Annotated in this window: 10 protein-coding genes, 1 pseudogene and 1 riboswitch; of the genes and pseudogenes, 5 read left to right on the forward strand and 6 right to left on the reverse strand. The window is 61.3% G+C overall.

The window, feature by feature from the left end; genetic code table 11:
- Window positions 1-48: 48 nt before the first annotated feature.
- The 5 genes from K9857_RS03800 to K9857_RS03820 form a co-directional block, all read right to left on the reverse strand.
- Window positions 49-2,787 carry a LuxR C-terminal-related transcriptional regulator gene (locus K9857_RS03800; RefSeq protein ID WP_224533555.1) on the reverse strand — a complete coding sequence of 913 codons (2,739 nt, stop codon included), beginning with the start codon at window positions 2,785-2,787 and terminating at the stop codon, window positions 49-51.
- Between the two features lie 317 nt (window positions 2,788-3,104).
- The gene (locus tag K9857_RS03805; protein WP_224533556.1) at window positions 3,105-4,469 is read right to left on the reverse strand and encodes a DUF1329 domain-containing protein; all 1,365 of its coding nucleotides are present in this window, start codon (window positions 4,467-4,469) and stop codon (window positions 3,105-3,107) included.
- Window positions 4,470-4,495: 26 nt separating this feature from the next.
- On the reverse strand, window positions 4,496-6,382 hold the full coding sequence (locus K9857_RS03810; protein ID WP_224533557.1) for a DUF1302 domain-containing protein: 1,887 nt from the start codon (window positions 6,380-6,382) through the stop codon (window positions 4,496-4,498).
- 337 nt (window positions 6,383-6,719) lie between these two features.
- On the reverse strand, window positions 6,720-8,402 hold the full coding sequence (locus tag K9857_RS03815; protein ID WP_224533558.1) for a fatty acid--CoA ligase: 1,683 nt from the start codon (window positions 8,400-8,402) through the stop codon (window positions 6,720-6,722).
- A gap of 262 nt (window positions 8,403-8,664) precedes the next feature.
- Window positions 8,665-9,294 (reverse strand): LysE family translocator, encoded by a 630-nt coding sequence (locus tag K9857_RS03820; RefSeq protein WP_224533559.1) that lies wholly within the window; start codon window positions 9,292-9,294, stop codon window positions 8,665-8,667.
- Window positions 9,295-9,385: 91 nt separating this feature from the next.
- On the opposite strand from K9857_RS03820, the gene K9857_RS03825 reads away from it, so the two are divergent.
- From K9857_RS03825 to K9857_RS03835, 3 genes are all read left to right on the forward strand, one after another.
- Entirely contained in the window at window positions 9,386-10,351 is a 966-nt protein-coding gene (locus tag K9857_RS03825; protein ID WP_224533560.1) for a 2-hydroxyacid dehydrogenase, read from the forward strand.
- 33 nt (window positions 10,352-10,384) lie between these two features.
- A complete protein-coding gene (locus K9857_RS03830; protein ID WP_224533561.1) occupies window positions 10,385-11,383 on the forward strand; it encodes a class I SAM-dependent methyltransferase in 999 nt (332 codons plus the stop codon).
- A 40-nt stretch (window positions 11,384-11,423) separates the two neighbouring features.
- A riboswitch (yybP-ykoY riboswitch) is annotated at window positions 11,424-11,546 on the forward strand.
- Between the two features lie 90 nt (window positions 11,547-11,636).
- Complete coding sequence (locus tag K9857_RS03835) at window positions 11,637-12,221, forward strand: TMEM165/GDT1 family protein (protein ID WP_224533562.1); 585 nt, start codon at window positions 11,637-11,639, stop codon at window positions 12,219-12,221.
- A 133-nt stretch (window positions 12,222-12,354) separates the two neighbouring features.
- Here the strand turns inward: K9857_RS03835 and K9857_RS03840 are convergent, their stop codons facing one another.
- Window positions 12,355-13,173: a M48 family metallopeptidase gene (locus K9857_RS03840; protein WP_224533563.1), complete on the reverse strand. Its 819-nt coding sequence runs from the start codon at window positions 13,171-13,173 to the stop codon at window positions 12,355-12,357.
- A gap of 1,373 nt (window positions 13,174-14,546) precedes the next feature.
- On the opposite strand from K9857_RS03840, the pseudogene K9857_RS30480 reads away from it, so the two are divergent.
- Window positions 14,547-14,744 (forward strand): annotated as a pseudogene (locus tag K9857_RS30480) (HAMP domain-containing protein); the annotation flags it as partial.
- Window positions 14,745-14,855: 111 nt separating this feature from the next.
- On the forward strand, window positions 14,856-15,599 hold the full coding sequence (locus tag K9857_RS30485; protein ID WP_411961541.1) for a methyl-accepting chemotaxis protein: 744 nt from the start codon (window positions 14,856-14,858) through the stop codon (window positions 15,597-15,599).
- Window positions 15,600-15,626: the final 27 nt, after the last annotated feature.

Here is a 15,626-nt window from a genome sequence, read left to right on the forward strand (position 1 = left end):
ACACTTGAGTATCGAGGGATTCAGCAGGCGATGTAACGTGAAGATTCCTTAACCCAGGACGCCCAGCTCCTTCGCCCGCGCCACCGCCTGTGTGCGCCGTTCGACGCCGAGTTTGCTGTTGATATGGCTGGCGTGGGTCTTGACCGTGTGCAGGGAAATGAACAGCTGGTCGCTGATTTCCTGGTTCGAGCAGCCCTGGGCGATCAGGCGCAGAACGGCCATCTCCCGGGTGCTCAGTTGCTCGGACACCGGTGCGGCATCCAGCGACGGGCGTCCGGCCTGCGCCGGAAGCTTTTCCACCAGATCCTGGGAAACGGTGGTCATTGCACCACCCAACAGCTGCCCGCGCAGCCAGTCGGGATGCTCCGCCATCAGCTTGTCGAACGGTTGCAGAATGCCGCCGGCCGCGGCGTCCAGCGCCTGAGCCAATGCCTTGCGTGCCTCGGGTTCGCGCCCGGTGCCGAGCAGCAGCGAGACTTTTTGCGTCAACGCCATCGCGCTGAGCATCTGCCGACCGGTTTGCTGACCGTTCTCGTGCAGCGAATTCAGACGTCCTTCGGCCAGCATCGGCTGGCCCTGGATCATTTCCAGCAAGGCCTGCTGCAATTCGATGTGCAGCGGCAATTGCGGGTGGAATTCCGGTGGAGCCGCCGGGTATTCGCCGTTGTAGGTCTGCCCCAGTCGGGCCAGCCAGGCCTCGGCCAGATCGATACGACCCTGGGCCAGCCACAGCTCGCATTTGACCAGGGTGATCATCGCCAGGTAGTAAATCGGCGGCACGTCCCAGATATGCATCAGCCGCTCGGCTTCGGCCAGTTCTGCAAAGGCCCTGGCGAACTCACCGCTGTTGCCTTCGAGCCGGGCGATCACGCAATGGCCGATCAACACGCTGATATCGCGACAGGCTCGCGCCTCGTTCAGGCCGACCTGCAAGCGCTGACGCGCCGCATGGGGTTGCTGACGCAGCGCCAGCAGGAAACCCTCGTACAGCGTCAACCGTGCGCGAACGGCATACAGGCGCTGCGGTGACAGTCCTTTCAAGCGTTGCAAGCCTTGGTGAACCTCATCCATCGAGCGAAGAATTTCTCCTCGCGCCTGTAACACTCGGGCGCGGTCGTAGTGGGTCAGCGCTTCGAACAAGGGGTTGCCAACCCGCTGCGCCAACTCCAGAGAATCACGGTTCAGCTGACGTGCACGCCACAGATCGCCATCGGCAATCGCCAGATTGGATAACGTGGACAGGCACATCAAACGTTGGCCGTAACGCTTGGCGGGCAGACTCTCCAGCGCTTCGCTGCAATAACGCAACGTCAGCTCACGGTTGCCCCGACCGCGGGCGATAATCCCGCTCAAGGCCAGCCATTGCGCCAGCATCGACTTCTGCGCGGTGGCGGATGGCGCCGGGAGGAAACGGCTCAAATGGGCGGCGAGTTCCTCGGCGGCATCCAGCTGACAAGCAAGCCCCAACGCCCAGCTGTAGAGCACGATCAGCCGTGGCGTGCTGATCAGCAAGCTGTCGGGCAAGTCCATTTTCCAGCGCAGCAACATGCCGACATTCTGCTCGGCCAGCAGTTGCTCTTCCGAAAGGTTTTGCACCAGGTTCGCCGCGACATCCAGGTGCCCTGCGCGTAACGCTTGCTCCACCGCCTCATCGAGCAGGCCCTGGGCATTGAACCAGCGACAGGCGCGCAAATGCAGGCTGGCAGCCGGCACCATCGACTGGGCGGCAGGCCGCGAGCGCAGCAGATCGGAAAACAGATGGTGATAGCGATACCAGTGGCCATGTTCGTCCAGCGGCACCAGAAACACCTGGTGCGCCGCCAGGAAGCGCAGGATTTCGGCGCTGTCATGGGCATCGCGAACCGCGTCGCACAGTTCGCTGCAGAAGCGTTCCTGAGGCGCGGTGTCGTAGAGGAAAGCCTGCACTTCTGCGGGCAGGCAATCGATGACTTCTTCAAGCAGGTAGTCGCGGATCAGCCCTTCCCCGCCATGCAGCGTCTGGGGCAACTCGCCATGGGTGCCGGCTTCCGACGCCGCCAGCAGCCAGAAACGCAGGCCGGCGACCCAGCCTTCACTGCGCTGGATCAGCTTCTCTAGCGCTTCGCCGCGCAGCGAGCTGCTGTGACGAGCGAGCAGGCTCAGGGCTTCGTCGTGGGTCAGGCGCAGGTCCTGCTCGTGTAACTCCAGCAGCTGGCGCGACAGGCGCAGGCGTGCAAGATGCCAGTCAGGACGCTGACGGCTGGTGACCATGACCAGCAGGCCATCGGGAAGGTGATTGAGGAAAAATTGCAGACAACGGTCGAGTACCGGGCCCTGGGCCAGATGATAGTCATCGAGCACCAGCAGCAAGGGCGTCGCCGTCGACAGGTGTACAGCGAGCTCGTCGAGCAATCCGTCCAGCCATTCTTCGAAGGCGAAAGGCTGATGGCGCTGGCGCATTTTCAGCAGCCCCAGGGACTGCCTGCCCAGTTGCGGGTAATAGTCCTGCAGGCCTTCGAGCAGTCGCTCGAGGAAACGGCCGGGATCACTGTCCCGCGGACTCAACCCCAGCCACAGGCTTTGCCAGTGATCCGGCAGCGCCTGGCAGAACTCCACCGCCAATGAACTTTTGCCGAACCCCGCCGGGGCGCTGACCAGCAGCAACCGCCCCTCCAGCCCCGCGCTCAGACGCTCGCAAAGCCGCGGACGCAGCACATGGCCGTCGGGCAATGGCGGCCTGTAAAAGCGCCCGTCCAACGCAGCGACAGCAACGCTTGCAGGACCTGGTGGTGGAGACAGATCAGTCATGGCCGGCTCTTGTGGAATTGCGGGTGGCGGCGTTGCAGATGTCCGCAGACTAGCGGTAAACGATGCGGGAATGAAGATAATTGCTACAAATGGCTACAAAAAGACTACAGGACATTCCGAACGCCCTGCGTCCTGTAGGAGCCGAGCTTGCTCGCGATGCACCCGAGAACGCCGCGGGGTATCAGGCAGCCAGCGTTATCGTTGACGACCATCGCGAGCAAGCTCGGCTCCTACAGGAGGCAGGTAGCGGCCGCAAAAAAAAAACGCCCCGAAACAGTCGGGGCGTTTGAAGGGCAGGAGCTTCGATTGATTGACGCTTAGCGGATACCGTCCTGACGCAGCGCGTTCGGGGTGAAGTCCGAAGTGTTCGCAGTGAAGCCGAAGTCATACGCCTGCTTCTCTTCGTTCTTCATGCCCAGCGCCAGATAGCGACCCGATTGCAGGTCGTACAGCGCTTCGAGGGTGTACCACGGCACCTGGACGTTGTAGTAGTCCTGGGCATGGGCTTCCGCCACGCGCCAGAGCTGGTTGCGACCGTCGTAGTGGTCGATCACCGCCGCTTGCCAGGTGTCTTCGTCGATGTAGAAGTCACGCTTGGCGTAGATGTGGCGCTGGCCTTCCTTCAGGGTCGCCACGATGTGCCAGACGCGGCGCAGCTCGTAGCGAGCCAGGTCCTGGTTGATGTGACCGGCCTTCAGGATGTCGGAGTACTTGAGCTTCGGATCGTCGAGCTTGTAGCTGTCGGACGCGATGTACATCTCTTTCTTGCCTTCCAGCTTCCAGTCGTAGCGATCCGGCGCACCGTTGAACATGTCCAGGTTGTCGGAGGTACGCAGGCCGTCGGCGGCGGTACCCGGGCCGTCATAGGACACTTGCGGCGCACGACGCACGCGACGCTGACCGGCGTTGTAGACCCACGCCGAACGTGGCTCCTTCACCTGGTCGAGGGTCTCGTGAACCAGCAGCACACCACCAGCCAGACGTGCCGGCGCGGTCACTTTCTGCTTGAAGTAGAACAGGATGTTGCCAGGGTTCTTCGGATCGTAATCCTTCATCCGGTCACGGAACACGAACTGGTCCTGGAAGTACACCAGGCTGTAGGAGCCGTTCGGCTGCGGCGTGGCCTGGGTCACCAGACGGGTCACGCTGCCACCGCGATAGCGGGTGATGTGGTTCCAGATCACTTCCACGCCGCTTTTCGGAATCGGGAACGGCACTGCGGTTTCGAAGTTTTCCAGACCGTTGCCGCCGGACACCAGCGTGGTGTTGGTGGCGTTTTTCTTGATGGCGGCGAACACGTCATCCGGCACGGTAGCGCCGCGATGGGACGGATAGACCGGCATCTTGTAGGTTTCCGGGTAGCGCTTGAACATCGCGACCTGGCCTGGAGCAAGCTTGTCCTTGTACTGGTCGACGTTCTGCGCGGTGATGGTGAACAGCGGCTTTTCGCTGGCGTACGGATCGGACAGGAAGCCCTTGCTGTCGACGGTGCCGGCATTCTTCGGCAGCGGTTTCCAGGCCGGGATCGAGCCGTCAGCGTTGCCCGCCATTTCGGCACCCATCGGGGTCAGGCTCTTGCCCAGTTTGTCCGCTTCGGCCGCCGGGACCGCCGCCATGACACTGGTCGCCAGCAGCGAAAGTCCCAGGACACTGGCGTGGAACAGACTCTTGGTCATTTTCATGTGTGTACTCGTCCTGAAAAGAGTGCTTAGAAGTTCACGCCGAAGCTGAGCGCAACGAAGTCGCGGTCATCCACGGTGGTGTACTTGCCGTCGAAGAAGTTGGTGTACGCCAGGCTTGCGGTGTAGGTGTTCTGGTACTCGGCGTCGACACCCAGGCTGACCGCTTTGCGACCTTCCTCGAAGTTGCCGCCAGGGCCTGGGGAGTAACCGCTCACGTCGTGGGACCAGGCCACGTTCGGCTTGAGGTTCACGCCGGCGAATACGTCGTTGTATTCCCAGATCGCACGACCGCGATAACCCCAGGAGGTCGAAGTGGTGAAGCCTTCGTCGTTGCAATTGCGGCTGACGTTGTTGGTCGGCGTGCCTGGGCCTGCACCGTTGATGGTGCTGGTGTTGAGGGCGATACAGGTGTTCTGGCCGCCAGTGGCTGGCAGTTCGCCTGGACCGTAGACCGGATCACGGCCGTAACGGACGTCGGAGGTGCTTTCCAGGCCGCCGACGTGAGTCACGCCCACTTCGCCCACCAGGGTCAGACGGCTGGCGCCCATGACCTGATCGAAGAAGTGCGTCAGGGTGGTCTGGAACTGGGTGATTTCCTTGCGGCGATAGCCGTGCAGGTCCTGACCCGGTACGCCGTTGAGCAGCGAAGCGTTGGTCAGCGCACCGCCCAGAGGACGCACACCGGCAAACAGGATGTCGGTGGTGTTGAGCTGTACCGGCGCGTTCGGACGGTAGCTGATCTCACCGCTCCACGCCGTACCGGTAGGCAGGGTGGTGGAGAAGCTCAGACCGTAGAGACGGATGTCTTCCGGATACTCGATGAAGTAGCTGGAGTTACCCGCGATGATCAGCGGCGCCAATGGGCGCAAGGCTGCCGGCAGACCGCCGACGCGAGCGAAGGTCGCGGCGGATGCACCGGTGGCGCTGAAGATCGGCGCACGGCTGTGGTAGTTCATGAAGTAGGCACCGAACTCGGTGTCCAGCGGATCGAACATGTACTTGAGGGACGCACCCCATTGGCCGCTGTCCCGCGCATCGCGGTCCGGACCACGGCGTACCAGTACACCTTCGCTGTTCGCATCGACGCCCAGTGCGGTCAGCGTCGGCAACGCGGCGGCCGGAATCGTCGAGCGGCTGTTCAGCACGCGCAGGTTGTTGGTGCAACCGTCGGCGACGATGTCAGGCTGGGAGAAGAAGGTGCCGCAGTTGTCGACGACGGTCTGGTCCCATTCGATCTGGTAGAAGGCGTCGGCCGACAGATTGTCGGTCAGGCTCTGGGACACGTAGAACATGTTGACCGGGATCAGGCCTTCCTTGATCTCGGCGCCAGGACGACGGAACGCGGACACGTCGATCGGGTTGATCGAGTTGATGCCGCTGCCGATGAAAGTACTTTCACCCCAGCTCACCACTTGCTTGCCCAGGCGCACGGACCCCGGCTGCTCGGCAATGGAATAGTTGTGGTAGACGAAGGCATCAAGGATCTGACCGCCGGCGGACTTGGCGCCTTCCTTGCGGTTGCTGTCACTGATGTCTTTGAAAGGACGGCTATCGTCTTTGAGCTCGAAGTCGTACCAGTATTTGCCACGGACGAAGGCGCCGGTGTCACCGTACTTCAATTCGAGGTCGTGGATGCCTTTGAAGATCTTCGAGAAGGTCTTGCCGCTCTCGAAGTTCAGGTGACCGTCATCGGAGGTCTGGGACAGGCCCTTGCCGCCGTTGTTGACGCCGATGAGGTTCTTGTTGGCGCTTTCAGTAGACCAACTGGCCCCGATCGACAGGGACGAGTCGAATTGACCTTCAATTTCTCCGATGTTGAAACTGACGCCGAATGCGGGTCCGGCGAGCGTAGAGGCAAGGCTGACAGCCAGGGGCAACTTGGCCCGGCGCCAGAACTGGTTTACTGATGTCATCGACGCTACTCCATGTGCATTTTATTTTTATGGCAGTGAGCACTTCTAAAAACGCTCTGGATGACAGGGAGCCAAGGCTTCCCAAAGTCCTTCCAAAGTTGCATCGCCCGACTTGTGCGTTTGCTCCGTTCTTAAAAATCCTTGAGCGGACTATAGCCAGCAGGTAGTAGTGCTTGATCCCTCTAAAGTGTGATTTGCACCTGCCAGGCACTCTGGAACAGTCCTTTGCCAGGCCGACGACCGTCGGCATGGCAAGGATGGCTGAAAATTCGGATTTGACAAGCCAAGCGCTTGCTTGGTGGGGCTGGCGTGCCCTTTAGGGCACGCCAAAGGAGGATTAAAGCGTTGAAAGGAACGTGCTGTTGTTGGCCTGCCATTCGGTGATGTCGAGGCGGATTTTCTTCTTGTCGAGCTTGCCGACACTGGTCTTGGGAATTTCAGTAACAAGCGCGATCTGACTCGGAATCGCCCACTTGCTCAGGTGCCCCAGCTCCACGAATGGCTTGAGGTGTTCCTTGAGTTCCTTGGCCCCGACCACATGGCCTTCACGCAGCACCAGCAGGGCAAACGGACGCTCGCCCCACTGCGGATCGGCAATCCCCACCACTGCTACTTCGCGTACCGCCACATGGCGACTGATGAGGTCTTCGAGGTCCAGGGAGGAGATCCACTCGCCCCCAGTCTTGATCACGTCCTTGATCCGGTCGCGAATGTCGATCACGCCCATGCTGTCCAGAGTGGCCACGTCACCGGTATGCAGCCAGCCGCCGGCCCAGAGCTCGGCGCCCTTCTGCGGTTCGTTGAAATAACCCTCGGTGAGCCACGGTGCACGCAACACCAGCTCGCCCTGGGTCTCACCGTCGGCGGGGAGGAAATTGCCGTCGCAGTCGACGATCGCCGCTTCCACCAATGGCCCCGGTACGCCGGCCTTGATCCTGTAAGTGGTGCGCTCGTCTTCGGTGCCGGCCATCAATTCATCATTGAGGTGCGCGCAAGACACCAGCGGCCCGGTTTCCGACATGCCGTAGGCGGCGGTCAATTGAATGCCCTTGGCCTTGGCTGCTTCGTACAGCGCACGATTGAGCGCACTGCCACCGATGACGATTTTCCAGCCGCCGAAATCGACATTTTGTGCAGCCTTCGCATTGAGGACCATTTGCAGGATGGTCGGCACGCAGTGGGAAAACGTGACCTTCTCCTTGCGCCACAGCTCCACCAGAAACTCCGGATCGTAGCGCCCCGGATAAACCTGCTTGAGCCCGAGCATGGTCGCCACATACGGCAGACCCCAGGCATGCACGTGGAACATCGGAGTGATCGGCATGTACACGTCGTTGGTGCCCAGCAGCCGCACGCTGTCGATGGCGCCCATGATGGTCGACACGCCCATGGTGTGCAGGACCAGTTGCCGATGGGTGAAGTACACGCCCTTGGGATTGCCGGTGGTGCCGGTGGTGTAGAACGTGGTTGCGACCGAGTTTTCGTCGAAGTCCTGGAAGTCGTATTGCGGGCTGGCGGCTGCCAGCAACTGCTCGTACTCGCCAATCAGGTTCGGCAGATCGGCGGTCTTTTCCGGCTGGTCGGTTAGCAGCAGGGTTTTCTCGACGGTGGTCAGATGCCCGGCGATCGCGTTGTACAAGCCCACGAACTCGCTGTTGACCAGCACGTAGCGGTCCTCGGCGTGATTCATGGTGTAGAGGATCTGTTCCGGCGAGAGGCGCACGTTGATGGTATGGATCACCGCACCGATCATCGGAATGGTGAACATGCACTCCAGATAGCGATGGCTGTCCCAATCCATGACGGCGACGGTGTCACCGGCTTTGACACCGGCGGCCGTCAGCACATTGGCCAGGCGCGCGACACGTTCGATCAGTGTCGGATAGCTGTAGCGCAACTGATCGCGATAAACGATTTCCCGGGTTTTCTCGTAACGAGTTCCGGACATCAGCAACCGTTTGATCAGCAGTGGATACTGGTAAGCGCCTTCGGCTGGGGGGATAACGCGAGTCTGCAACATGAGAACCCCTTTTTCTGACTGCACGGTCGTGGCTGAAAGTAAGCACTCTAGTGCGCCTTATCGCCGGCCAAATCAGCCAAAGGAATGATTTGCAGAGCCGTATAAATGCTAGCTTTGCGCCATCATCCAGGGGTTGTGCCCACCCATCCTGTAGGAGCGAGCATGCTCGCGATGGTCGTGAACGCTTACGCGGGCATTCAGGAAGCCAGCGTTATCGTTGACCACCATCGCGAGCATGCTCGCTCCTACAGGAGTTGGATGCTTAATGCATTTCGGTAAACGCAAGCTTCACGCCGATGGCGATCAACACCGCGCCCATGGTCCGGTCGAACCAATGGCCCATGCGGGCGAAACCGGCGCGTACGCGCTGCTGGCTGAACAGCATCGCCACCAAGCAGAACCAGGTCGCCGTCGCAGCTGCCAGGTAGATCCCGTATCCGGTCTGAACCGTCAGCGGGGTGTGCGGATTGATCACTACCGTGAACAGCGACAGGAAGAACAGCGTGGCCTTCGGGTTGAGACCGTTGGTCACAAAGCCCGAGGTGAAAGCGCCACGGGCCGTGCGCTCACCCGCTTCCTTGTGCAGGTCGTCAGTTACCACTTTAGCCGGTTGCGCACGCAGCGCCTTGAAGCCGATGTACAGCAGATAGGCCGCGGCGGCCCACTTCAATGCGTTGAACAGCACAATCGACTGGGACACGATCAGCCCGATACCCAGCAGTGAATAGCCGACATGCAGGAAAATCGCCGTGCCGACGCCCAGCGCCGTCCAGGTGCCGGCCCGACGACCGTGAGTCACGCTCTCGCGTACCACCACGGCAAAGTCAGGGCCCGGACTGGCCACCGCCAGCAGGTGGATCAGGGCAACGGTCAAGAACTCGGTCCAATACATGGGGGCTCCTTTAGGACAAGCGTAACTGTTTGTTTCATCTGTTAGGCTCGGCAGATTACGCCTTCAGTTCATTGCACAAAAGGTACAGTTGATGACGAACAACCGCCGCGCCGTTTTCCTCGACCACCCGTCCCTGGATCTTGGCGATCTCGACCTGAGCCCGCTGCGCCAATGTTTCGGCGAACTGCAACTGTTCTCCCAGACCTTGCCCGATCAGGTGATCGACCACCTCAAGGGTACCACCGTCGCCATCACCAACAAGATCATGATCGACGCGGCCGCCATCGCCGCCAGCCCCGATCTGAAGCTGATCCTGATCACCGCCACCGGCACCAACAACGTCGATCTGGCCGCCGCCCGAGCCCACGGGATCACCGTGTGCAACTGCCAGGGTTACGGCACGCCATCCGTGGCGCAGCACACCATCATGCTGCTGCTCAACCTGGCTACGCGCCTGGCCGATTACCAGAAAGCCGTCGGTGAAGGTCGCTGGCAGCAGGCCAAACAGTTCTGTCTGCTGGACTACCCGATCGTCGAACTGGAAGGTAAAACCCTGGGCCTGCTCGGTCACGGTGAACTGGGTGGCGCCGTCGCGCGACTGGCCGAAGCCTTTGGCATGCGCGTTCTGCTGGGCCAGATTCCGGGGCGCCCTGCCCGTCCAGACCGTTTGCCGCTGGATGAACTGCTGCCGCAAATCGACGCCCTGACTCTGCACTGCCCGCTCAACGAACATACCCGGCACTTCATCGGCGCCCGTGAACTGGCCTCGATGAAGCCCGGTGCATTCGTGGTCAACACCGCCCGTGGCGGCCTGATCGATGAGCAGGCGCTGGCCGATGCCTTGCGCAACGGCCATCTGGGCGGCGCCGCCACCGACGTGCTGAGTGTGGAGCCGCCGGTCAACGGCAATCCGTTGCTGGCCGGCGATATCCCGCGCCTGATCGTCACCCCGCACAACGCCTGGGGCAGTCGCGAAGCACGTCAGCGGATCGTGGGTCAGGTCACTGAAAACGCCCTGGGCTACTTCAGCGGTAAGGCGCTGCGGGTCGTCAGTTGATAAACTGCCGCACTTTTTTTCACAGGAGCAGTTATGGATCCGCGCAGTGAAGTACTGCTTCGTCAGGCCGAATTATTTCAGGGTGCCGTGCTGCTGGCCGGCCTGCCCGCCGATGATTTGCTTGGCCGTCTGCCTGCCGCTCGTGGCTGGTGCTGGCATGCCGGCGATCAGTCCGCGCTGGAAGCGCGCTTTGCCGGGCGCAGCGACTTTGGCGTGAATGTGCCTGAGTTCGAATTCGACAGCGCCGTGGTGTTTCTGCCCAAGGCCAAGGACCTGACCGACTACCTGCTCAACGCCGTGGCGTCGCGCCTGCAAGGTCGCGAGGTGTTCCTGGTGGGGGAAAAACGCAGTGGCATCGAAGGCGCGGCCAAGCAGTTGAACCCGTTTGGCAAACCGAGAAAGCTCGACAGCGCACGTCATTGCCAACTCTGGCAGGTCACCGTGGACAATGCTCCCCAGGCCAAATCGCTGGAAAGCCTGGCCCAGGAATACGAACTGCCGCTGGCCGAAGGCCCGCTCAAGGTCATCAGTCTGCCGGGCGTCTTCAGCCACGGCCGTCTGGATCGCGGCAGCGCCCTGCTGCTCGAACACCTGGACAAACTGCCGGGCGGCCATCTGCTGGACTTCGGTTGTGGCGCGGGAGTATTGGGGGCTGCGGTAAAACGTCGCTACCCGGACACTCAGGTCACAATGCTGGACGTCGATGCGTTCGCCGCCGCCAGCAGCCGTTTGACGCTGGCGGCCAATGGTCTGGAAGCCGAGGTAATCACCGGTGACGGGATCGATGCGGCTCCCACCGGGCTGAATGCGATTTTGACCAATCCGCCGTTCCATACCGGCGTTCACACCGATTATCAGGCGACGGAAAACTTGCTGCGAAAAGCCGCGAAACATCTGAAAAACGGTGGCGAACTTCGCCTGGTCGCCAACAGCTTCCTGAAGTACCAGCCGTTGATCGAGGAGCATCTCGGAGTGTGCGCAATCAAGGCCGAAGTTCAGGGCTTTCGCATCTACCGGGCCAAACGCGGCTAGAAATTTGTGCTTGCACGATGGGTTTTGCCTAGGCAGAATCCGCTCCGTCCTAGGGGAGTAGTCTCCCACGAGCGCCATGCTCGTCCGGCGTGCGTCAACATACTTGGTCCTCAGACCATGGCGCATGCGACCCAAGCGACCGCATCAGACGGATCGCAGGGTTTGACAAGACCTATGACACGCACACCTTACCCGGGGCGGGAAGGCTGTACGTGTCATAGCCGTGTCGACCCGCCCCTTAGGAAAACCCCTGATGCTGGATTCATTACTGGTCCCCACCGCAATCGTTGCCTTGGCCGAAATCGGCGACAAGACGCAACTGCTCGCGCTCATTCTCGCTGCCCGCTTCCGCAAGCCTTGGCCGATCATCGCCGGCATCGTTGCCGCGACCCTGGCCAACCACGCGGCGGCTGGTGCGGTAGGCGCCTGGGTCGGCAGTTTCTTCTCGGACACGTTATTGCACTGGATCCTCGCGGTGAGCTTCGCGGCGACCGCCCTGTGGACCCTGGTGCCGGACAAGATGGATGACGACGAAGCCAGCACCGCCCGCAAGTTCGGGCCGTTCGTGACTACGCTGATTGCGTTCTTCCTGGCTGAAATCGGTGACAAGACCCAGATCGCCACCGTGATGCTCGCGGCGCAGTATCCGGAATTGTGGCTGGTGATCATCGGCACCACCGTCGGCATGCTGATTGCCAACGTGCCGGTGGTATTGGCGGGTAACTTCGCGGCGGACAAACTGCCACTGACACTGATTCGCCGATTGGCGGCTTCGGCGTTCTTCATTCTGGCGATTGTCGCGGTGTACAAGGCGATGCAGAGCAGCGGGTGGGTCTGACAACGGTCCTGTAGGAGCGAGCATGCTCGCGATGGTAGTCAACGATAACGTTGGCTTACTGAATGCCCGCGTAAGCGTTCACGACCATCGCGAGCAGGCTCGCTCCCACAAAGACGATGCCTTCCCCGACAAGTCAGGACTTCTTGGCCTGCTCGTACAACGGCATCACCTTCGGAATCGCCGCCTGCAACGAGGCAATCCGGCTCGACGAGTTCGGGTGAGTGCTCATGAACTCCGGCGGCGAACCTTCCGAAGCCTTGGTCATCTTGTTCCACAGGGTGATCGCGGCGTTCGGGTTGTAGCCGGCGCGAGCGGCCAGCTCCAGGCCGATCAGGTCCGCCTCGTTCTCGTTGGCGCGGCTGTTGGGCAAGGTCATGCCGTAGTTGGCGACCGTGTCCGCCAGTGCCAGGCTGTCCTGACCCAGGCCCAGCAGTGCGCCGGCGCCCTGCTTGGCCATCTCGATACCGTACGCCTTGGACATCGCTTCACGACCGTGTTCGCGCAGGGCGTGGGCGATTTCATGGCCCATGACCGCGGCGATTTCATCGTCGGTCAGTTGCAGCTTGTCGATCAAGCCGGTGTAGAAAATGATCTTGCCGCCAGGCCCGCAGTTGGCATTGAGCTCGTCACTCTTGATCAGATTGACTTCCCATTTCCACTGGGCCGAATCCGGACGAAACTTCGGCGCCTGGGCAATCAGCCGGTCGGCAATCACCTGAACACGCTTGGCGTCACTGCTGGTCTTGTCCAGCACGCCCTGACTGGTCGCCTCGCCCACCGTCTTTTGATAAGACTGGGCGTACATCTGGTTGACCTCCTGCTCGGACAACATGCTGAACATGTATTGCTTGCGCTCCACGCCCACGGCGCCGGCGCTGGTGGTATTGACCGACTGGCATCCGCCGAGCAGCAGACTTGCGCTCAGGCCACACAACACCAATGTCTTGTTCATCAAAGGACTCCCTGGAAAACCTGTCCGTATCCTAGGCGTGTAAATGTATCGGCGCCAGATACAACGAAACCTGCAACAACTCTAAGACGCAAATTTCGGACAAAGCTCTCGTCAGCGCAGTAAAAAATTCACAAATCCGGCAAACCCGCGTCGTTTACGAACTGCTGCAATCCATTTGCGACATCCGCCTCGCGAAATACAGGAATTTGCACCAGACCCGCTCATGCCCGTCGAACCCCCTGCCGATATTGCTCCGCAGACGACCTTTTGCGTGCGGAGCACCCATGAAATTCAAGTCAATCCAGTTTTCCGTGGCAGCCCTGGCGGGCGCCATCGTTCTCAGTGTGGTGGCCGCACTGGTGGTCTACGCGCTGTTTTCCGGCGCCCGGACGCAGGACATGGTCCAGGAGCGGACCCAGGCGCAATTCGAGCAGGTCATCGAGCAGCGCCTGACCTCCCTGGCGCAGACCCAGGTCAGCCAGATTCAGCGTGAATTGGAAGCGCCGCTGCTGATCGCCGGTGGCCTGGTGCGGGTCAACACGCTGATCGGCACCAAGGGCGCCGATGGCCAGCCGGCGCTGAGCCTGAGCCGCGAGCAATTGATCGGACTGATCAAGGAAAACGTGGCGAAGAACCCGAAAATCCTCGGCACCTATATCGGCTGGGAAAAAGATGCGCTGGATCACAACGATGCCGCCTATATCGGCACCAGCGTGGTCGGCATCGATGCCAAGGACGGTCGTTTCCTGCCGTGGTGGTTCCGCAACGCCGACGGCAGCCTCGGCCAGGACAAGCTGGTGGACGTGGATGACCAGAAAACCCTGTCCACCGGCGTGCGCGCCAGCGAGTACTACCTGTGCTCGAAGGAAACCAAAAAGTCCTGCGTGATCGATCCGGCGCCCTACAAGGTCGGCGACAAGATCGTCATGCTCGCCTCCTTCATCGAACCGATCATGCTCAACGGCGCCTTCCAGGGCATCGTCGGCGCCGACCTGTCGGTGAACTTCATCCAGGAAATGCTCCTGGCCGCCAACCAGAAACTCTACGGTGGCGCCGGGCAAATGGCCCTGATCGGCGGCAATGGCCGGATCGTTGCCTACACCAAGGACCCGAGCAAGTTCGGCGAGAAGGTCAGCGACATTCTCGACGCCCAGCAGATTGCCAACATGGCCAACCTCAAGCGTGGCGAAGTCACCTACAGCGTCGACAAGGCCCAGGGCCGGATCGAGTTGTACCTGCCGTTCGGCATCGGCCAGACCGACGCCCGCTGGACCATGATGCTGCAACTGCCGCTTAACGCGGTGATGGCCGATCTGCAATCGCTGCAGGCCGACCTCAATACCCAGCGTAAATCCGACACCTTCGGCATGGCCATGGTCGGCCTGCTGATTGCCGGTCTCGGCCTGCTGGTGATCTGGCTGGTGGGCCACGGCATTGCCCGTCCGCTGAAGCAGATGGTCGCCATGCTCGATGACATCGCCCAAGGCGAAGGCGACCTGACCCGCCGCCTGACCAGCGACCGCGCCGACGAACTGGGCTCGATCGCCAAGGGCTTCAACACCTTCCTGGCCAAGCTGCAGGCGATGATCACCCAGGTGGTGTCGTCGGTGCAGAGCGTCAGCGATTCGTCCGAGCACACCGCCGATATCGCGATCCGCACCAATACCGGCGTGCACAAGCAGATGGCCGAGATCGATCAGGTGGCCACCGCCGTACAGGAAATGACCGCCACCGCACAGGATGTGGCGCGCAACGCGACCCAGGCCGCGCAAGCCGCCAGTCATGCCGATCAGGCGGCCAGTCAGGGCAAGCAGATCGTGCATGACACGTCGAATTCGATTGGCGCCCTGGCAGTGGAAATCGGTCGCGCGGTGGGCGTGGTGCAGACCCTGGCCAAGGACAGCGAAAACATCAACGCGATCCTCACCGCCATTCGCGGGATTGCCGAACAGACCAACCTGTTGGCGCTGAACGCGGCCATCGAGGCGGCGCGGGCCGGTGAACAGGGTCGAGGTTTTGCCGTGGTGGCCGACGAAGTGCGCAACCTGGCGCAGAAGACCCAGGGCGCCACCGAAGAAATCCAGACCATGATCCAGCAGTTGCAGCAAGGCACGCGGGACGTGGTGCGGGTGATGGAGGACAGCCAGCAGCGCACGGACGAAAGCGTGCAGCACGCCGCGAAAGCGGCCGAAGCACTGGAAACCATCACTCAGGCGGTGTCGGTGATCAACGACATGAACACCCAGATCGCCAGCGCCGCCGAAGAACAGAGCGCAGTGGCGGACGACATCAACCGCAACGTGATCAACATCGGCCAGGTGGCCAACGAAGTGGCGGGCGGCGCCGATGAATCCAGCGCGGCCAGTGCCGACCTGACCAAACTGGCCGAGCAGCAGCGGCGGTTGATCAACCAGTTCAAGGTCTGACCATCGAGCAAGGTCCTGGCGGACCTC

Origin of the sequence: Pseudomonas sp. REP124 (genome assembly GCF_020164475.1) — a bacterium.
In the GTDB taxonomy this organism is placed as follows: domain Bacteria; phylum Pseudomonadota; class Gammaproteobacteria; order Pseudomonadales; family Pseudomonadaceae; genus Aquipseudomonas.

Coding starts and splice junctions, on each gene's coding strand:
- K9857_RS03805 (WP_224533556.1), bottom strand. CDS start 4,469: ATGAAAATGACCAAGAGTCTGTTCCACGCCAGTGTCCTGGGACTTTCG.
- K9857_RS03835 (WP_224533562.1), top strand. CDS start 11,637: ATGCTGGATTCATTACTGGTCCCCACCGCAATCGTTGCCTTGGCCGAA.
- K9857_RS03800 (WP_224533555.1), bottom strand. CDS start 2,787: ATGACTGATCTGTCTCCACCACCAGGTCCTGCAAGCGTTGCTGTCGCT.
- K9857_RS03815 (WP_224533558.1), bottom strand. CDS start 8,402: ATGTTGCAGACTCGCGTTATCCCCCCAGCCGAAGGCGCTTACCAGTAT.
- K9857_RS03810 (WP_224533557.1), bottom strand. CDS start 6,382: ATGACATCAGTAAACCAGTTCTGGCGCCGGGCCAAGTTGCCCCTGGCT.
- K9857_RS03820 (WP_224533559.1), bottom strand. CDS start 9,294: ATGTATTGGACCGAGTTCTTGACCGTTGCCCTGATCCACCTGCTGGCG.
- K9857_RS03825 (WP_224533560.1), top strand. CDS start 9,386: ATGACGAACAACCGCCGCGCCGTTTTCCTCGACCACCCGTCCCTGGAT.
- K9857_RS03830 (WP_224533561.1), top strand. CDS start 10,385: ATGGATCCGCGCAGTGAAGTACTGCTTCGTCAGGCCGAATTATTTCAG.
- K9857_RS30485 (WP_411961541.1), top strand. CDS start 14,856: ATGGCCGAGATCGATCAGGTGGCCACCGCCGTACAGGAAATGACCGCC.
- K9857_RS03840 (WP_224533563.1), bottom strand. CDS start 13,173: ATGAACAAGACATTGGTGTTGTGTGGCCTGAGCGCAAGTCTGCTGCTC.